At 73.7% G+C, this 18,079-nt stretch carries 15 protein-coding genes, 2 pseudogenes and 1 riboswitch; of the genes and pseudogenes, 14 read left to right on the top strand and 3 right to left on the bottom strand.

Annotated elements, in window-relative coordinates:
* From JS521_RS24070 to JS521_RS24025, 10 genes and pseudogenes are all read left to right on the top strand, one after another.
* Nucleotides 1-730, top strand: a pseudogene (locus JS521_RS24070) (MFS transporter); the annotation flags it as partial.
* Nucleotides 714-1,670, top strand: a complete 957-nt coding sequence (locus JS521_RS24065) for a carbohydrate kinase family protein (protein WP_205085031.1) — start codon at nt 714-716, stop codon at nt 1,668-1,670. The pseudogene JS521_RS24070 and the gene JS521_RS24065, both read left to right, overlap by 17 nt.
* Nucleotides 1,671-1,838: 168 nt before the next feature.
* Nucleotides 1,839-2,873, top strand: coding sequence for a beta-ketoacyl-ACP synthase 3 (locus tag JS521_RS24060; RefSeq protein ID WP_205085030.1), 1,035 nt, complete (start codon nt 1,839-1,841; stop codon nt 2,871-2,873).
* Nucleotides 2,857-4,113 (top strand): beta-ketoacyl-[acyl-carrier-protein] synthase family protein, encoded by a 1,257-nt coding sequence (locus tag JS521_RS24055; RefSeq protein ID WP_205085029.1) that lies wholly within the window; start codon nt 2,857-2,859, stop codon nt 4,111-4,113. The genes JS521_RS24060 and JS521_RS24055 overlap by 17 nt, the downstream gene beginning before the upstream one ends.
* A 62-nt stretch (nt 4,114-4,175) precedes the next feature.
* Nucleotides 4,176-6,200 (top strand): acyl-CoA dehydrogenase family protein, encoded by a 2,025-nt coding sequence (locus JS521_RS24050; RefSeq protein WP_205085028.1) that lies wholly within the window; start codon nt 4,176-4,178, stop codon nt 6,198-6,200.
* A 101-nt stretch (nt 6,201-6,301) separates the two neighbouring features.
* The gene (locus tag JS521_RS24045; protein WP_164619385.1) at nt 6,302-6,577 is read left to right on the top strand and encodes an acyl carrier protein; all 276 of its coding nucleotides are present in this window, start codon (nt 6,302-6,304) and stop codon (nt 6,575-6,577) included.
* Nucleotides 6,574-7,797, top strand: coding sequence for a beta-ketoacyl-[acyl-carrier-protein] synthase family protein (locus JS521_RS24040; protein ID WP_205085027.1), 1,224 nt, complete (start codon nt 6,574-6,576; stop codon nt 7,795-7,797). The genes JS521_RS24045 and JS521_RS24040 overlap by 4 nt, the downstream gene beginning before the upstream one ends.
* Before the next feature lie 104 nt (nt 7,798-7,901).
* A riboswitch (cobalamin riboswitch) is annotated at nt 7,902-8,088 on the top strand.
* Between the two features lie 60 nt (nt 8,089-8,148).
* Nucleotides 8,149-9,195: an ABC transporter substrate-binding protein gene (locus JS521_RS24035; RefSeq protein WP_205085026.1), complete on the top strand. Its 1,047-nt coding sequence runs from the start codon at nt 8,149-8,151 to the stop codon at nt 9,193-9,195.
* Between the two features lie 95 nt (nt 9,196-9,290).
* Nucleotides 9,291-10,286 carry a FecCD family ABC transporter permease gene (locus tag JS521_RS24030; protein WP_239487751.1) on the top strand — a complete coding sequence of 332 codons (996 nt, stop codon included), beginning with the start codon at nt 9,291-9,293 and terminating at the stop codon, nt 10,284-10,286.
* Nucleotides 10,283-10,957: pseudogene (locus JS521_RS24025) on the top strand (ABC transporter ATP-binding protein); the annotation flags it as partial. The gene JS521_RS24030 and the pseudogene JS521_RS24025, both read left to right, overlap by 4 nt.
* A 39-nt stretch (nt 10,958-10,996) precedes the next feature.
* Here the strand turns inward: JS521_RS24025 and JS521_RS24020 are convergent.
* Together JS521_RS24020 and JS521_RS24015 are read right to left on the bottom strand one after the other, a co-directional pair.
* The gene (locus tag JS521_RS24020; protein ID WP_205085032.1) at nt 10,997-11,758 is read right to left on the bottom strand and encodes a MerR family transcriptional regulator; all 762 of its coding nucleotides are present in this window, start codon (nt 11,756-11,758) and stop codon (nt 10,997-10,999) included.
* 154 nt (nt 11,759-11,912) lie between these two features.
* A complete protein-coding gene (locus JS521_RS24015; protein ID WP_205085024.1) occupies nt 11,913-12,422 on the bottom strand; it encodes a hypothetical protein in 510 nt (169 codons plus the stop codon).
* Between the two features lie 120 nt (nt 12,423-12,542).
* Between JS521_RS24015 and JS521_RS24010 the strand changes: the two genes are divergently transcribed.
* From JS521_RS24010 to JS521_RS24000, 3 genes are all read left to right on the top strand, one after another.
* Nucleotides 12,543-13,013: a hypothetical protein gene (locus JS521_RS24010; RefSeq protein ID WP_205085023.1), complete on the top strand. Its 471-nt coding sequence runs from the start codon at nt 12,543-12,545 to the stop codon at nt 13,011-13,013.
* Between the two features lie 116 nt (nt 13,014-13,129).
* Entirely contained in the window at nt 13,130-13,558 is a 429-nt protein-coding gene (locus JS521_RS24005) for a pyridoxamine 5'-phosphate oxidase family protein (RefSeq protein WP_205085022.1), read from the top strand.
* Nucleotides 13,559-13,705: 147 nt separating this feature from the next.
* The gene (locus JS521_RS24000; RefSeq protein ID WP_205085021.1) at nt 13,706-14,635 is read left to right on the top strand and encodes an oxidoreductase; all 930 of its coding nucleotides are present in this window, start codon (nt 13,706-13,708) and stop codon (nt 14,633-14,635) included.
* A 142-nt stretch (nt 14,636-14,777) separates the two neighbouring features.
* Here the strand turns inward: JS521_RS24000 and JS521_RS23995 are convergent, their stop codons facing one another.
* Nucleotides 14,778-16,223, bottom strand: a complete 1,446-nt coding sequence (locus JS521_RS23995) for a glyceraldehyde-3-phosphate dehydrogenase (protein ID WP_205085020.1) — start codon at nt 16,221-16,223, stop codon at nt 14,778-14,780.
* Nucleotides 16,224-16,565: 342 nt separating this feature from the next.
* Between JS521_RS23995 and JS521_RS23990 the strand changes: the two genes are divergently transcribed.
* A partial coding sequence (locus JS521_RS23990) for a sensor histidine kinase (RefSeq protein WP_205085019.1) occupies nt 16,566-18,079 on the top strand: 1,514 nt, incomplete at its 3' end.

The raw sequence follows: 18,079 nt of genomic DNA, 5'->3' as shown, positions 1-18,079 counted from the left end.
TGGGCCCCTGGTCGGGGGCGGGGGGGGGGGGGGGGGGGCGGCGGCGGCGGGGGCGCGAGAGGGGTCGCCGCGCCTGGGGGGTGCGCGCGCGGCGGCCGGGGCCGTCGAACTGCTCACCCCGGGCCGGGCCGCCGCCCTCATGGGGACCGCCGAATCCGGAGCCCTGGTCTTCGCCGGGCTCGCCTGTGCCGGGTTCCTGTGCTCCGCTCTCGGCAGCCAGCTCGCGCCGCTCGTCGCCCGGATCGCCGGCAGCAGTGAGCGCGCGGTGCTCGCGAGCCTCGCCCTGGTGGCGCTGGGCCTGACCCTGCTCGGCCTCACCGCGCACACGATGAGCGCCCTCGCCACAGCGGCCGCCGTCACCGGCTACGCACTGGTGTACCTCGGCCTCGGGGCCGCGGGCCCCAACGAGAACGACCTGCTGCACCACCGGGTCGACGCCTCCGGCCGCGCCACCGCCCTCTCCGTCCAGTCGCTCTCGCTGCAACTCGTCGCCGCCGGCGCAGGACTGGCCGCAGGAACCCTGCCGGCGGGGCCGCTGCCCTGGCTGCTGGCCGCCTCGGTCGTCCTGGCCGGCGCGCTGCTCTGGGTCCGCCGCGCCGCCCCGGCGAAGGTCCCGCCCGCACCCGTGCCGCACCGGGGCGGCCGGGAGCCCGGCCCCGCCGCCGTACCCGCCGGACAACTCCACGACACGCGTACCGAGGAGACCCACCCCCATGCTCGACCGACTTGATCCGCTGGTCATCGGCGAATGCGTCGCCGACATCGTCCGGCAGCCGGACCGGGCCGACCGGGTCCACCCCGGCGGCAGCCCCGCCAACGTCGCGTACGGCCTGGCCCGGCTCGGCCACGACACCACCCTGCTCACCCAGTTGGGCGCGGACGCCCACGGGCGGCTCATCCGCGACCACCTGGCCGCCGCCGGTGTCGAGATCCGCACCGACGACGCCACCGGGCCCACCCCCTCGGCCGCCGTCACCCTGGACGACCGGGGCCGTGCCACGTACGCCTTCGAGGTCGGCTGGACCCTCGGCCCGGTGGCGCTCGACCGGCCGCCGGGGCATGTGCACACCGGCTCGATCGCGGCCGTCGTCGAGCCCGGGGCCGCGACGGTCCTGGCCGCCGTGGAGTCGCTGCGGGCCGCCGCCACCGTCAGCTACGACCCCAACGTGCGGCCCGAGTTGATGGGCGACCGCGCCCCGGCCGTGGCCCGCGTCGAGTGCTGCGTGGCGCTGAGCGACGTGGTGAAGGCCAGCGACGAGGACCTGCGGTGGCTGTACCCGGACGAGGAGCCGGAGCAGGTCGCGACACGGTGGCTCGCCGCAGGACCCGCACTCGTCCTTGTCACCCGGGGCGGGGCGGGAGCGTTCGCCCTGTTCCCCGGCGGCCGGGCCGACACCGAAGCCCCGCCCGTCACCGTCGCCGACACCGTGGGCGCGGGCGACGCGTTCATGTCGGGGACGCTCCACGCGCTGGCCGCGCACGGCCTCCTCGGCCCCGGAGCCCGGGACCGGCTGCCCGCCGTGGACCGGGACACCGTCGCCGACGTCCTGCGCCACGCGGTTGCCTCCGCCGCCGTGACCGTCGCCAGGTCCGGCGCCAACCCGCCCACCGCAAACGAGCTCCGGGAGGCCCTCGGAGGTGCCCCGCCCTCAACTGACGCCTCGTCATGACCCGTTCGGCGCAGTCGAACGCACCCTCGTGAGACGTCCCGCCGTTCGTCAACCCGACGCAGTACGACAACGGGATCGGGGCAACGGGTGGCGAGGAGACGGACGGCCGAAGGCGGTACGGAGCCGGGGACGCGGGCGGGCGTCTTAGCGGCCGGGACGCGCACGGCGGTGCTGCGGAGCGTGGCGGGCTGGGTGCCGGGGGAGCCGGTCGGCAACGAACGGCTCCCCGCCGACTGGGGCGTGGACGACGCCTGGGTGCGCCGGCGCACCGGCATCGGCAGCCGGCACCGCGCCGGAGAGGGCGTCGCCACCGGCGACCTCGCCTTCGAGGCGGCCTCCCGGCTGCTGGCCCGCGCCCCGGCGGCGGGCGGGGTGGACGCGGTGGTCCTCGCCACCGCCACCCCCGACCACCTGTGCCCCGGCACCGCCCCGGCGCTCGCGGCCCGGCTCGGGCTCGGCACCGTACCGGCGCTGGACATCGCCGCCGTGTGCAGCGGCTTCGTCTACGGACTCGCCGTCTGCCACGGCCTCGTCACCTCGGGGCTCTACGAACGTGTCCTGCTGGTCGGCGCGGACGTCTACTCGACCTGGCTCGACCCCGCCGACCGCTCGGCGGGCGTCGTCTTCGGCGACGGTGCGGGCGCCGCCCTGGTGGCCGCCGGGCGCTCCGGCGACCCCGGGGAGCTGCTCGCCTTCGACCTGGGCAGCGACGGCACGGGCTACGACCTGATCACCGTCCCCGGCGGCGGGGCCCGCGCACGGGCGAGCGGGAAGCCGCCGGGCCCGGGCGACGGGTTCTTCCGGATGCGGGGCGGCACCGTCTACCAGCACGCCGTCGAGCGGATGACCGACTCCTGCCGGACCCTCCTGGACCGGGTCGGCTGGCACCCGGCCGAGGTCGACCGCTTCGTGCCGCACCAGGCCAACGCCCGGATCCTGCGCGCCGTCGCCGAGCGGGTCGGCATCGCACCGCAGCGCTGCGTCACCCATCTGGAGCGGGTCGGCAACACCGGCGCCGCCTCCATCCCGCTGGCCTTGGCCGACGCGGCGGACGGGGGCCGTCTCCGCCCCGGCGACCGGGTGCTGCTCACCGCCTTCGGGGGCGGACTCACCTGGGGTTCGGCGGCACTTCGCTGGCCGGGACCCCCCCAGACCATGTGTATGGACTCTACGGAAGGAACACAGCATGTCGCTCCCCGCTGATCAGGGCACCGAGGCCCGAGCCGGCACCGCCGTCGCGGTGACGGGGGTCGGCCTGGTGACACCCGCAGGGGCGGACGAGCACAGCTTCTGGGAGGGGCTGTGCTCCGGGCGGTCCACCGCCCGGCGGATCGAGGAACTGGCCGGTCTGCCGGTCGACTTCGCCTGTCCGGTCGAGGACATCGACCTGGACGCGGCGGTCGGCGGCCGGTCGGTGTGGCGGATGGCCCGGTTCGTGAAACTGGCCCTGGTGGCCGCCCGGCAGGCCGTCGCCGACGCCGGCCTCGACCCGGCCCGGTGGGACGGCGCCCGGGTGGGCGTGGTGCTCGGCGTGGGCGTCGGCGGCGTCTCCGTGCTCGTCGACAACGCGGCCAGGCTGGCGGCCTCGGGCCCCGACGCGGTCTCCCCGCTGCTCGTCCCGATGATGATCCCCAACGCGGCGGCGGGCGAGGTCGCCATCGCGCTGAAGGCGGGCGGCCCCAGCCTCGCCCCCGCCACCGCCTGCGCCTCCGGGGCCACCGCCGTCGCCGTCGCCCGCGACCTGCTGCTCGGCGGCAGCTGCGACGTGGTGGTGGCGGGCGGCGCGGAGTCGGTCCTGACCCCGCTGGTGGTCACCGCATTCGCCCGGATGGGCGCGCTGTCCACCCGCGCCGGCGACCCGGCGGCCGCCTCCCGCCCGTTCGCCGCCGACCGGGACGGCTTCGTGATCGGCGAGGGCGCCGCCATGCTCGTCCTGGAGCGCGAGGAGGCCGTCCGTGCCCGGGGCGGCCGCACACGAGCCCTGCTCACCGGGGCCGGCTCCAGCACGGACGCCTACCACCCCACCGCCACGGCCACCGACGGACTCGGCGCCCAGCGGGCGGTGGAAGCGGCGCTCGACCAGGCGGGCTGGACGCCGGGCGACGTCGACCACATCAACGCCCACGGCACCTCCACCCCCCTCAACGACGCCATGGAGACCACCCTCATCTCCCGGCTCTTCCCGCACCGGCCGCCGGTGACCGCGCCCAAGGGCGTCGTCGGGCACACCCTGGCGGCGGCGGGCGCGATCGAGGCGGTGGCGACCGTCCTGACGCTGGAACGTTCCGTCATCCCGCCGATCGCCAACCTGGACGCGCTCCCCGACGCCTTCCCGCTCGACTGCGTGACCAAGGAGCCCCGCCACCGGTGGGTCGGGACGGCCCTGAGCCACTCCTTCGGCTTCGGCGGCCACAACGTCGCCCTCGCCTTCCAACGCGCCTGATATACGGGGGCATTTCGGGACGGCGAGGGGTGTCCTCGCCGTTCCTTGATCGTTACTGTGTTGTGACCGTACCCACGAACGACGCGGCTCCGCCGTCCACGAACGATTTGCTGACCGCTGCTCTCTTCGGGCCGAACTTCCGCCAGGAACACGGATTCTGGCGTCGGCTGCTGACAACAGAACCGTTTCGCCGTCCCGGTGGCGGCACCGCCGACGAACGGCTCGCCCTCTCCTACCACCGGCTGCGCATCCTCAACAACGCGCTCGACAGCGGCGCGAGACTGGCCGCCGACCCCCGGGCGCTCGCCGCGCTGCACGAGTGGCTCGGCCCCGTCGACCCGGCGCTGACCACCGTGGCGGGCATCCACTACAACCTCTTCCTCGGCAGCCTCCTCGACCACGACGCGGACACCGGGCGCGACTTGTCGGACTTCCTCGCCATGCGCCGCGTGGGCACCTTCCTCTGTACGGAGGTGGCGCACGGCAACGACGCGGCGGCCGTCGAGACCACCGCGGCGTACGACCGCGAACGCGACGGCTTCGTCCTGCACACCCCGCACGCCGGGGCGCAGAAGTTCATGCCCAACACCAGCCCCGCCGGTGGCCCCAAGTCCGGTGTGGTGGCGGCCCGGTTGCTCGCCGACGGCGCCGACCACGGGGTCTTCCTCTTCCTCGCCCCGCTCACCGACGCCCACCGCGCCCTGCCCGGCGTCCGGGTGCGGCGGCTGCCCGCCCGGATGGGCTCTCCGGTCGACCACTGCCTGACCTCCTTCGACCGCTGCTTCGTCCCGCGTGACGCGCTCCTCGCCGGACAGCAGGGGCGGATCGGCGACGACGGACGCTTCCGCAGCGAAGTCCCCAACCGCAGAAGGCGGTTCCTCACCTCCATCGGCCGGGTCACCCCCGGGAAGCTCTCCATGAGCGCCTCGGCGGTCGGCTCCGCCCGGGTCACCCTGGCCATCGCCGTCCGGTACGCCGGCCACCGGATGATCTCCGGATCGCGCGCCGCCCGCCGGATCCCGGTGTACGCGCACCGCACCCACCACGGGCCGCTGGCCGGGGCGATGGCGACCGTCTACGCGATGAGCCTGCTGCACCGCAGGGCCCTGGACCGCTGGGAGTCGGCCACCGGGGCCGACCGGGACGAGGCGGAACGCCTGGTGGCCGTCGCCAAGGGGTGGATCACCTGGCAGGCCCGCGCCGTCATCGTCGAGTGCCGCGAACGGTGCGGAGCCCAGGGGCTGTTGGAGAACAACGGGATGACCGAGCTGTTCACCGGCATCGAGGGCGCGATCACCGCCGAGGGCGACAACCTCGCCGTACACGCCAAGGCCGCCGCCGAGATGCTCTTCAGCGCCACCGGCCGGGACGGGGCCGAGGACGAGGGCCCCGGTGACCTGGACGACCCCGCCTTCCTCGGCCGTCTGTTCACGGCCGTCGAGGACCACTGGTTCGCCCGTGCCCGGACGCGGATGAGCGCCGCCCCGCCAGGCGACCCGCTCGGCCGCTGGAACGCCGCGTCCTCGGCCGCGCTGCGCGGAGTCGAGGCGTACGCCTGCCGGCAGGCGGACGAGGCGTACGCCGAGGCCGTCGCCGCCACTCCCGGAGGCGAGGCGCGCGAACGGCTGACCGAACTGCGCAGGCTCTTCGCGCTCCAGTGGATCGCCCGCAACAGCGGCGACCTGCTCGCCACCGGACGGCTGACCGCCGATCAGGTCACCTTTCTGCCCGACGCGGTGGAGGAGGCGATCGCCGTCGTGGCCGGGCACACCCCCGCCCTGGTGGCGTCCTTCGCGCTCCCCGAGCGCCTGATGTCGGACTGGCCGATCGCCGGACCCCGTTACGCGGAGGTCTACGACGACCCCGAGGGGCCCTGGCACCGGGGCCGCCGCGCGGGGATCCGGGGCCGCGCGGCGGAGTTCCGGCGACCCGTCTGCGGCAGCCGGAGGCGGCCGCTGCGCGAGAAGGTGGCCGCGCTCGGCACCCGCGGGGTCCTCCTGGCGTACTGGGGAACCACCTCGATGCTCTCCCGGTGGTTCGAGAAGCCGCAGGTGAGCGTAGACGAATCGGTTCGCCGGAAGGCGTAACCGGAAGATCGTCATCCAGTTACTTCGAGCGGTGGGTCACCGCGTTCAACTGACCCGCCACTCAGCAGGAAGCCGACCGGACGCCGAAGAGAGGAACCACCATGAAGACCATTCACCCCAAGATCACCGAGGTGCTGACCGGGACGTTCAAGGTGCCCGCCGCCGAGATCCTGCCGGAGTCCACCATGGACAGCCTGGAGATGGACTCCCTCGCGGTCGCCGAGTTCGCCGTCATCATCAAGGAGACCCTGGGCGTCGACGCCGACTCCGAGAAGCTCTACAAGGACGCCACGCTGGCCGACATCTCCGCGTACATCGACGCGGCCGTCGGCAGCGCGGCGGCCGAGGCGACGGTGCCGGTGAGCAACACCCGATGAAGCGACCCGCCATCGCCGTGACGGGACTGGGGATGATCACCCCGGTCGGCCACACCACCGACACCACCTGGGACGGAGTCCGCGCCGGGGTCTCGCCCGCCCGCACCGTACCCGAACTGCAGGGCTGCGCCGTCGACTTCGCCTGTACGGTCTCCGGCATCGACCTCGACGACGCCGTCGGCGGCCGGACCGCGTTCCGGATGGGCCGGTACGTCAAGTTCGCCCTCCTGGCCGCCCGGGAGGCGGTCGCCGACGCCGGGCTCGACCCGGAGCGCTGGGACGGCGCCCGGGTCGCCGTCGTGGTCGGCACCAGCAGCGGAGGATCCGCCGGCCTCACCGAACAGGCCGTCGCCCTGGAGCGCCGCGGCCCCGAGGCCACCTCGCCCTCGGGCATCCTGCTGACCATCCCGAACATGCCCGCGGCCGAGATCGCCATCGCGATGAAGGCCACCGGCCCCAGCCTCGCCCCGTGCACGGCCTGTTCGTCCGGGGTGACCGCCCTGTCGGTGGCCCGGGACATGCTGACGCTGGGCCAGTGCGACATCGCCGTCGCCGGGGCCACCGAGTCGATCGTGTTCCCGGTCGCCATGACCGGCTTCGCCCGCTCCGGCGCGGCGGCACCGCGGGACGGCGACCCCGCCCGCCTCTGCCGCCCCTTCGCCGCCGACCGGGCCGGACTCGTCATGGGCGAGGGCGCGGCGATCATGGTCCTGGAGCGGGCCGAGGAGGCCCGCGCCCGAGGAGCCTCCCCGCGAGCGCTGATCGCGGGGACCGGGGCCACCACCGACGCCCACCACCCCACCAGCCCGCACCCCTCCGGAGAGGTCGCGCGGGCAGCCGTCGACGCCGCGCTGCGCGACGCGGGCTGGCAGCCCGAGGACGTCGACCACGTCAACGCGCACGGGACGTCGACCCCCCGGGGCGACGCCACCGAGGCCGCGTTGATCAGCCGGGCCTATCCGCACCGGCCGCCCGTCACCGCCCCCAAGGGCGTACTGGGCCACTGCATGGGAGCGGCCGGCGCCATCGAGGCGGGCCTGACGATCCTCACGCTCCAGCACGGGGTGATCCCGCCGATCGCGAACCTGGACGCCCCCGAGCCCGGGTTCGCCATCGACTGCGTCACCAAGGTCCCGCGCGAGGTGCCCGTACGACGGGCCGTCAGCCACTCCTTCGGCTTCGGCGGCCAGAACGCGGTGATCGCCCTCCGGGCTCCGTAATCCGTACGGCATCCGCTTGGCCGGTGCGGCGGGGCCGATCCCGTGCCGTACCGGCCCCGCGGACTGTGACCCACCGCACCGCGTCTGATCTGCGCGAACACGCGTGATAACTTGCCGGGGCCAGTCGAACCCCAGCGACGGGGTCAGGGAATCCGGTGCGAATCCGGAACTGACGCGCAGCGGTGAGGGGGACGGGCGGGGCCACGGCCACTGGAGCGCACGCATGCTCCGGGAAGGCGTCCCGCCCGGACGAACCCGAGTCCGAAGACCTGCTGGCGCCCGCGCCCCCACCGGGGCACGGGAACCGTACGACGGGCTCCGCGACAGGGCCCAGAGACGCAGAGGTCCTCCGTGCTGCCCATGGCCACGCCCGCTCCGATACGTACCGCCGCCCTGCTCGCGGCGGGACTCCTCCTGCTGACCGCCTGCGGCACGGGCGGGAGCACCGGGGCCGCCGACGGGAAGAAGACCGAAGGCTTCCCGCTCACCCTGAAGAACTGCGGGCGCACCGTCACGGTGAAGGCCCCGCCCCAGCAGGCCGTCTCCGTCGACCAGGGCTCGACCGAGATCCTGCTCTCGCTCGGCCTCGCCGACCGGCTGGCCGCCACCGCCACCTGGACCGACCCGGTCATGAAGGGGCTGGAGAAGGCCAACGCCGGCGTCGAGCGGATATCGGAGAACCGGCCCTCATCGGAGAAGGTCCTCGACAAGGAGCCCGACTTCCTCAGCGCCTCCTTCGCCTCCACCCTCGCCAAGGGCGGCGTCGCGCCCCGCGAACAGTTCGAGAAGCTCGGCGTCCCCACCTACATCTCGCCCGCCGACTGCACCGGCAAGGACAACAGCGGCGGCGGCGACGGAGCCCGTACCGCGCCGCTGACCATGGACAGCGTCTACACCGAAGTACGCGAACTGGCCCAGGTGTTCGGCGTCCCCGAGCGCGGCGAAAAGCTGGTCGACAAGCTCCGGGCGCGGGTGGACAAGGCCACCGCCGGCGTCGACGCCTCCGACGCGTCGCTCCTCTACTGGTTCTCCGACTCCAAGGCCCCCTACCTCGCGGGCTGTTGCGGCGCCCCCGGCGTCATCACCGGGGAACTCGGCGCGAAGAACGTCTTCGACGACACCCACGACGAATGGCCCCAGATCGGCTGGGAGACCGTCGCCGACCGCAACCCCGACGTCCTGGTCATCGGCGACCTGACCCGTACGACGCAGACTGCCGAGAGCGCCGGGAAGAAGATCGAGTTCCTGGAGTCCAACCCGGTCACGAAGACGATGGACGCCGTCAAGAACCGCCGGTACGTGCTGCTCAGCGGCCAGGCGATGAACCCCACCATCCGGACCGTCGAGGGCCTGGAGCGCGTCGCGGCCGGGCTGCGCGACTTCGGGCTCGCGGGGTGAGCACGGACAGCCGTACGGTCGGCAAGCAGGCCGAAGCGTCGCCCGCCGCCGCCCGCCTCGACGCCCCCGCCCGGTTCGGCCGCCCGCTCGTCGCGCTGCTGTGGGCCGGAGGGGCCCTCCTGCTGCTGCTCTCCGTCGCCCTCGCGGTGACGATCGGGCCCGCCCGGATCTCCGTGCCCGACGTCTGGTCCGCCGTCGCCGCCCACCTCGGGCTCGGCGACTCGGACCTCAGCCCGATCCGGGACGGCATCATCTGGAACCTCCGCATGCCCCGGACCCTCCTGGCCGCGGTGTGCGGCGCGGGGCTCGCGGTGTGCGGCACGGTGATGCAGTCCCTGCTGCGCAACCCGCTCGCCGACCCGTTCCTCCTCGGCGTCTCCTCCGGGGCCTCCACCGGCGCGGTCGTGGTGGTCGTCCTCGGGGTCGGCGGGGGAGCGGTGTCGCTGTCGGCCGGGGCGTTCGTCGGGGCGCTCGCCTCCTTCGCCCTGGTGCTGCTGCTCAGCCACACCCTGGGCGGCTCCACCGACCGGGTCGTCCTCTCCGGCGTCGCCGCCATGCAGCTCTTCTCCGCCCTCACCTCCTTCGTCGTGATGACCTCCGCCGACGCCGAGCAGACCCGGGGCGTGCTCTTCTGGCTTCTCGGCTCGCTCAGCGGCGTCGGCTGGAGCGAGGTCGTCCTCTGCTCCGCCGTCCTCGCCCTCTGCCTGGTCATCTGCCTGGCCCACGCCCGTACGCTCGACGCCTTCGCCTTCGGGCAGGACGCCGCCGCCGCGCTCGGCGTGCACGTCGCCCGCACCCGGATCGTCCTGCTGTGCACCACCGCCCTGCTGACCGCCGCCCTGGTCAGCGCGGCCGGGGCGATCGGCTTCGTCGGCCTGGTCCTGCCGCACGCCGCCCGCGCCCTCACCGGCTCCGGACACCGGCGGCTCCTCCCGGTCACCGCGCTCGCCGGGGCCGTCTTCCTGGTCTGGGTCGACACCCTCGCCCGGACCGTCCTCGACCCGCAGGAGGTGCCGGTCGGCGTCGTCACCGCACTGATCGGCGTCCCCGCCTTCGTCGCCGTCCTGTACCGCACGCGGAGCACACCATGAGCCTCGTCAAGAACGCCGGCCTGCGCGCCGACCGCGTCGGCCGGGAGGCGGGCGGCCGGCTCATCCTCGACGGCGTGGCCATCGACCCGCCGCCCGGCTCCACCGTCGGGCTGCTCGGCCCCAACGGCTCCGGCAAGTCCACCCTGCTGCGGATCCTCGCGGGCCTCCTCGCCCCGGACACCGGCGTCGTCACCCTCGACGGCGACCCGCTCGCGGACCTCGGCCGCCGTACCGTCGCCCGCCGGATCGCCGTCGTCGACCAGCACGCGGTGACCCAGGTCGACCTCAGCGTCCTGGACGTCGTACGCCTCGGCCGCATCCCGCACCGGCGGGCCTGGTCGGCCCCGGACCGCACCGACGACGACGCCGTCGCCGACGCGCTGCGCCGCACCGGGCTCACCGACCACGCCGGGCAGTCCTGGCACACCCTGTCCGGCGGCGAGCGCCAACGCGTCCAGATCGCCCGCGCCCTGGCCCAGCAGCCCCGCGAACTCCTCCTGGACGAACCGACGAACCACCTCGACATCCAGCACCAGCTGGACCTGCTCGCCCTGGTCGCGGACCTGCCCGTCACCAGCGTCGTCGCGCTGCACGACCTCAACCTCGCCGCGATGTTCTGCGACCGGATCACCGTGATGAAGGCCGGCCGGGTCGTGGGGGGGGGGCCCCCCCCCCCGGGGCGGGCCCCCCCCCCCCCCCCCCTCGGCGACTCAGCCGAGCCGGGACACGGCGTAGGCCTCGATCGCGTCCCGCTGGTACTCCGCCAGCCCCGGGGCGATGGCCTCGTACGCCGAGCGCCAGTCCTCGTTCTCCACGCAGGATCGCCCGATCGCCCGGTACTCGTCGGCCGACACGGCGTGCAGGGACGTGAGCGCCCGGTACTGCGCGTCGATCTCGGCCTGCACAGGCTGCGCGTCCGCAGGGGCGCCGCCGGCCATGTGCTCGGCCAGCCGGATCATCAGCGCCGTGCGCTCGCGCTGTCCCGCCTCGACCTCGGCCGGGGTCATGGCGGCCGCCCGTCGGTCGGCCTCCTCGGCGAGTCCGGGGAAGTCGCGCAGATTTCCCTCGTACTGACCGGGCTGAACGCCCTCGAACAGGTTCTCCGGTCGGTTGATCGCGGTCATGGGCCTACCGTCCTTTCTGGACTGTTCCAGCTCGGCGATCGTGCGGGAGACGGTCCCGGCCAGGGCGTCCAGCCGGTCCCGCTCCGAGAGCAGCCGCAGATGGTGGCCCCGCAGGGCCTCCACCGTGTCGACCTGCGCGGCCAGGACCCTGCCGATCTCCGGCAGCCCGACGCCCAGTTCCCGCAGGACGAGGATCTGCTGCAGCAGCAGAAGCTGGTGCTCCTCGTAGTAGCGGTGGCCGTTGGAGCCGATCCGGGCCGGCGGCAGCAGACCGATCTCGTCGTAGTGCCGCAGGGTCCGGGCGGTCACCCCCGACATACGGGCGACCTCGGAGATCGGCCAGTCCATCGCCACTCCCTCGCTCCCTTCACGAGCACGCCCTCACGAGCACGCCCTCACGAGCCTCACCGGGGCCGGTTTCTCCGGCCCTGGTCAGGACCGTAGAAGCTGCCGCAGCGGCAACTTCAAGCCCGGAGCCGCGCCGGATCCAGGCCGGTCGGGCTCAGCAGTCGCCCTCCTCGACGGCGATGGAGAGACTGACCTCGACGCTCGTCAGCGCCGATTCCGGTTCCGGCGGCGTCACGCTCAGGCAGAACGTGGCGTCGACGTCCGTCGCCGTCACCTCGAACCGGTCGACGGAGGCGGGCGCGTCCTCGTGGTAGGGATCGTTCGCTTCCTCGACGGACACCACGCCGCCGATCGAGGGGCCTTCGCCGCTCTCCTCCAGCGCGTCGCGGATCATGCTCTCGTAACCGCCGGCCCACGAACCCACGGTCTGCGGCGTCGCCTCCAGGTTCCGGACGGCCACGTTCACGGCGTCGCGCAGCTCGCCCGCGCTCCACGATGAGCTCGCGTGGAGGTAGTACATGCCCCCGGCGGCGAACAGCAGGGATCCGATGATGAGGCCCGCCCCGACCGGATTTCTCGGGTTGTAGACATAGCGACTTGTTCCCCAGTTCGAGCGGACGAGTATCGGCTCGTCCATCGGCTCGTCGTTCTGGTCCTTGCCCATGCCCGGGAGCCTAGTTGTCGGTCGTTCCCGGCCTTCGGGGCGGTGTGCGACGCCCCTGCGCGATCTCTTCGCCGCAAGTAGGGCAACGATCACCGCCCGGTGCGCGTCTGATCAAGCGTGATGGATTTTCCTGAGTCCCCGGACTCCGATGACAGCCACGACGACGATGACGCGAGCGTCCGCCCCGGCCCGTGGTGGCGCCATGCGCTGTGGGTGGCGGCCGTCACCGCCGCCGGAGTGGCGCTCGGCTGGGTGGGCGCCCTGTTCCGGATCGGACCGGAGGAGTTCGGCCTGCCGCCCGCTGCTCCGGGAGACCTCTGGCCCTACTTGCTCGCCTGGACCGCGATCGGCCTGGCCCTCGCCGCCGTGCTGCGGTTCGTGGCGGCCAGGGTTCCGGTATACGAACCGGAGACGGCCCTCATCGGGGCCGTCCTGATCGGTACGCGTCTCACGCTCGGCTGGCGGCCGGAGCCCCTGGAAGTCGCCGGTCTGGCCGGGGCCGCGCTGCTGCTGGTGGTCCTCTGGTGCGCCGTCGCCCTGCGCGGGGCGGCCGTCGTGCGACGGTCCGAGGAGGCCTCCCGCCCGGTCTAGGGCAAGTCGGCGGCGGCTCGCCGGGCCCCGGGACACGCCGACCGGGGGGCCGGGGATACGTCAGGCTCGCGGGCACACTGGGACAGCCCCCGCATCCCCGTACGAAGGAGCGTCCAGTGGCCCTCACCCGTGAAGAGCGCGAACAGTTCCTCGCCGAACCCCATGTCGCCGCACTCGCCGTCGCGTCGGGGGAGGGCGACCGGGCTCCGCTCAGCGTGCCCATCTGGTACGAGTACGAGGCGGGCGGCGATGTTCGGATCCTCACCGGCCGCACCTCGCGCAAGGCCGAACTGATCGCCGCGGCGGGCCGGTTCACGCTGCTGGTCGACCGGCTGGAGCCGACCATCCGTTACGTCTCCGTAGAGGGGCCCGTCGTCGACACCCGCCCCGCCACGCGCGCCGACCTGGAGCACGTGTCGGCGCGCTACCTCCCGGCCGAGAAGGTCGCCGGTTACGTGGAGTTCGCCTGGGAGAACCACGGCGAGCAGGTGGTGATCACCCTGCGCCCCGAGCGCTGGGTCAGCTCGGACCTCGGCCAGGTCTGAGCCCCGGCCACGCGGCGGGGCCGCCTCAGGCCCGGCCGTGCGACCGCCACCCGGAAAGCCCCCGCCGTGCGCCCACACACGGGTGAGGCCCTGGCCCGGCCGGGGCCTTCCACGTGTGGCGACGCCGACACGGGGGAGGCGTGCCCCATGCGCTCCTGGACCTTTGACGACATGCCCGACCTCGGCGGCACCACCGCCGTGGTCACCGGCGCCAACAGCGGCATCGGCGCGGTGACCGCCCTCGTGCTGGCCCGCTCCGGCGCCCGTACCCTTCTCGCGTGCCGCGACCCGGAGCGCGGCCGGCGTGCCGTGGACGCAGTGCGCCGGGCCGCCCCCGGCTCGGACGTACGGCTCGTCCGCCTCGACCTGGCCGATCTGAGCAGCGTGGCCGAGGCCGCCGAGGTCATCGCGAAGGAGGCCGACGAGCGGCTCGACCTGCTGGTGAACAACGCCGGGGTGATGGCCCTGCCGCCCCTGCGTACCGCGGACGGTTTCGAGATGCAGTTCGGCACCAACCACCTGGGCCACTACGCCCTGACGCTCCGGCTGCTCCCGGTCCTCGGGGTCCAGGGCCCGGCGCGCGTGGTGACCCTCTCCTCGCTCGGCCACCGCATCGGCCGCATCGATCTCGACGACCTCAACGCCGAGCGCTCGTACAGCAAATGGGGGGCCTACGGCCAGTCCAAGCTCGCCAATCTCCTGTTCACCAACGAGCTGGACCGGCGGGCCCGCGCCGCCGGCCGGGACCTGCTCGCCCTGGCGGCCCATCCCGGACTCTCCGCGACGGAGTTGGGGCAGGCCGGGCCGCGTCTCGCCGGGCGGAACTGGGCCGCGAAGCTGGAGCGGACCTCGCGGCTGTACACCCAGCCGGCCTCGGCGGGCGCCCTGCCCGTCCTGTACGCGGCGACGCTGCCCGACGCCCCGGGCGGCTCCTACTACGGCCCCTCCCGCCTCGGCGAGACCCGGGGAGCACCCGCCCCCGCCCGGAAGTCGCACCGCGCCCAGGACACCGCCATGGCAAGGGCGTTGTGGGACGAGTCGGCCCGGCTGACCGGGCTGGACGCCGACGCCGTATGACGGGCCCCCGGGGCCGCGCGAGAACACGTCGTGCGGCCCCGGGGCGCGTTGTCCGGAAGGGGCAGGAGGCGAAAAGCCCGGTGCCCGGCAGGCGTACGTACCTGCCGGGCACCGGGCTTCGTACCGTACGAGCGCGCCGGGGTCAGACCGCCGGGGCCGGGTAGGTCGGGTACTCCACCCCGGAGACGTGCTGGACGACCCGGATGACCTGGCACGAGTAGCCGAACTCGTTGTCGTACCAGAGGTAGAGGATCGCGTTGTCGCCGTCGACCTTGGTCGCGCCCGCGTCGACGATCGAGGCGTGGCGCGAGCCGATGAAGTCGCTGGAGACCGCGTCGGGCGCGCTGATGAAGTCGATCTGGCGCTTGAGCGGCGAGGCCAGCGACACGTTGCGGAGGTAGTCGAGGACCTCCTCGCGGGTGGTCTCGCGCTCCAGCCGCAGGCTGAGGATGGCGATCGAGACGTCCGGCACCGGGACGCGGATCGAGCTGCCGGTGATCGGCGCCTTCAGCTCGGGGAGCGCCTTGGCCACGGCCGAGGCGGCCCCGGTCTCGGTGATGACCATGTTGAGCGCCGCCGACCGGCCACGGCGGTCGGAGCCGTGGTAATTGTCCAGCAGGTTCTGGTCGTTGGTGTACGAGTGGACGGTCTCCACGTGGCCGCGCAGCACGCCGTACTCGTCCGCCATCGCCTTCAGCGGCGGGACGATCGCGTTGGTCGTGCAGGACGCGCAGGACAGGATCCGCTCGTCCGGCTTGACCGTGTCGTGGTTGACGCCGTGCACGATGTTGGGGACGTCGCCCTTGCCCGGCGCGGTGAGCACGACCTTGGCGATGCCCGGCTGGAGGTGCTTGGAGAGGCCCTCGCGGTCGCGCCACCGGCCGGTGTTGTCGATCAGGATGGCGTCCTTGATGCCGTACGCCGTGTAGTCGACCGTCGTCGGGTCGTCCGAGTAGATCATCCGGATCTCGTTGCCGTTGGCGATGATCTTGCTGTTGGCCTCGTCGACGGTGATCGTGCCCTGGAACTGGCCGTGGATCGAGTCGCGCCGCAGCAGCGAGGCGCGCTTGACGATGTCCTGGCCGGAGCCCTTGCGGACGACGATGGCGCGCAGGCGCAGGCCGTTGCCCGAACCGGCCTTCTCGATGAGCAGGCGGGCGATGAGCCGTCCGATGCGGCCGAAGCCGTAGAGCACGACATCGCGCGACTCGCGCCGCTCGATCTTGTTGTCGCCGGTCGCCCCGGCGACGGCCTCCGCGGTGAACTCCTCGATGGAGAGCCCGTGGCCGTCGGCCCGGTACGTCGCGGCCAGCATGCCCATGTCGATCTGGGAGGGGCCGAGATCGAGTGTCGTCAGAGCCTTCAGGAAGGGCATCGTGTCGGTGACCGAGAGCTCCTCGCCCGCGATCTGCCGGGCGAAGCGGTGGGTCTTGAGGATGCTGACCACCGACTTGTTCACCAGGGAGCGGCTGTGCAGCAGGACGTTCACGTCCTGCTCGCGGTGCAGCTTCCCGATGATCGGGATCATCGACTCCGCGATCTCCTCGCGGTGCATCCAGTTGGTGAACGAGTCGTCATTGACAGTCACAAGTTTATCTTTCGAGCTAGGCGGCGCTCATATGGTAACCGGCCGCATCGGCGCTCCTTCGGGCGGTGTCCTACCTGCGGGTAAACCTCGGGCCTGGGCTGCGCAATCGGGCGCGCGTGCGATGGCTCATACCAGAGTGGGACGGATGGCGGGCAAGTTCGACAACTGGCCGTCGCGCATACGTCATTGACGACTACCGTGTGTGCCCGGTGATCAACGGTGGGCTCATGACGTTCGGGCCTGCCCGACCGATGACCCGCGCCTGACCGACCACCGTAGGGGCCACCGCATGGACGCCGGCACGACCGCCGATCCCCGGTGCCCCCTGTATCGAGGACGCTGATGTCTCAACTTCGCGCACCCGACGCGCGACCGGACCGCCGTGAAGGCGGGCGGCACGGCCGCCCCGGCACGCGCGGCCACTCGGCCCCGAGCAGGCCGCGCGCCGCAGGGCCTTCCCCCGACGCCCGCATCCGGCCCCAGCTGCTGCGGACCGCGCTGCTCCCGGCCGTCGCCGCGGTGCTCAGCGGAGCCGCAGCGGTCATCTTCACCGTCCGCGCCGGAGGCGTCGGCTCCTCGCCCAGCCTCTGGGCGGCGCTCGGCGGATCGGGCGCCCTGGCCGTCGCCGCCGTCGCGGCCGCCTACCTCGGCGCCAACCGGGTGGCGGGCCAGGTGCTCGACCGGGCCCTCGCGCTCCGGCGCGCCAGCGCCCAGGGCCAGGCCGAGCTGCAACGGGTGATGGAACAGCTCCGCAACGGCGAGGCCGTCGCCGCCCGGCGGCCGGCACAACCCCCGGCCCCCGGGGCCGACGCCTTCGACCTGCTCGGACAGGAGATGGCCCGGGCCCAGGAAGCCTCCGTCGCCGCCGTCGTCCAGGCCTCCCAGCTCTTCAGCAGCGCCGGCAACGAACAGAAGGTCGAGGTCTTCGTCAACCTCGCGCGACGGCTGCAGTCCCTCGTCCACCGCGAGATCCAGATCCTCGACGAGCTGGAGCACGAGGTCGAGGACCCCGACCTCCTCAAGGGCCTCTTCCACGTCGACCACCTCGCCACCCGGATCCGCCGCCACGCGGAGAACCTCGCCGTTCTCGGCGGGGCCGTCTCCCGGCGGCAGTGGAGCAACCCGGTCACCATGACCGAGGTGCTCCGCTCGGCCATCGCCGAGGTCGAGCAGTACCCCCGGGTCAAGCTCGTCCCGCCGATGGACGGCACCCTGCGCGGCCACGCCGTCGCCGACGTGATCCACCTGCTGGCCGAGCTGGTCGAGAACGCCACGGTGTTCTCCGCCCCGCACACCCAGGTGCTGCTGCGCGTCCAGCACGTCACCGCCGGGCTCGCCCTGGAGGTGGAGGACCGCGGTCTGGGGATGCCGGACCACGAGCAGAAGCGGATGAACGCCCTGCTCTCCGACCCCGACCAGGTCAACGTCGCCCATCTCCTCCAGGACGGCCGGATCGGCCTGTTCGTCGTCTCGGCCCTGGCCCGCCGCCACGGCATCGCCGTCCGTCTCCAGAGCAACATCTACGGCGGTACGCAGGCGGTGCTGGTCCTTCCGCAGGCGCTGCTCGGGGCCGATCCCGACGCCCCGCCGTCGCCCGACGCCGTGCCCGTACCGCCTCCCGGCGCCGTGCACCGGCCGCCCGTCGAGGCCGCGGCCACCGGCGCCCCGCCCCAGACCGGCACGCCCAGGTCCCCGGCCCCGATGCCCGGGGCCCAGGCAGCCGAGCCCCGGACGCCGACGGCCCGGGCATCCGCGCCCCAGGGGGCCGCGGGCGTTCCGCACCAGGCGCCCGGCCACGGGCCGAGCGCCCGCCCGCAACCGCCCACGGGCGAGGCCCCGCCCCTCCCGCTGCGCGC

Source organism: Streptomyces durocortorensis (assembly GCF_016901035.1).
GTDB classification, from domain to species: Bacteria; Actinomycetota; Actinomycetes; order Streptomycetales; family Streptomycetaceae; genus Streptomyces; species Streptomyces durocortorensis.
This window is presented reverse-complemented; position numbering and strand designations above follow the sequence as displayed.

Bases quoted from the DNA above. Each gene is read 5' to 3' on its own strand.
- JS521_RS24065 (WP_205085031.1), top strand. From the start codon at position 714: ATGCTCGACCGACTTGATCCGCTGGTCATCGGCGAATGCGTCGCCGAC.
- JS521_RS24055 (WP_205085029.1), top strand. From the start codon at position 2,857: ATGTCGCTCCCCGCTGATCAGGGCACCGAGGCCCGAGCCGGCACCGCC.
- JS521_RS24045 (WP_164619385.1), top strand. From the start codon at position 6,302: ATGAAGACCATTCACCCCAAGATCACCGAGGTGCTGACCGGGACGTTC.
- JS521_RS24040 (WP_205085027.1), top strand. From the start codon at position 6,574: ATGAAGCGACCCGCCATCGCCGTGACGGGACTGGGGATGATCACCCCG.
- JS521_RS24020 (WP_205085032.1), bottom strand. From the start codon at position 11,758: ATGGACTGGCCGATCTCCGAGGTCGCCCGTATGTCGGGGGTGACCGCC.
- JS521_RS24015 (WP_205085024.1), bottom strand. From the start codon at position 12,422: ATGGGCAAGGACCAGAACGACGAGCCGATGGACGAGCCGATACTCGTC.
- JS521_RS24010 (WP_205085023.1), top strand. From the start codon at position 12,543: ATGGATTTTCCTGAGTCCCCGGACTCCGATGACAGCCACGACGACGAT.
- JS521_RS24000 (WP_205085021.1), top strand. From the start codon at position 13,706: ATGCGCTCCTGGACCTTTGACGACATGCCCGACCTCGGCGGCACCACC.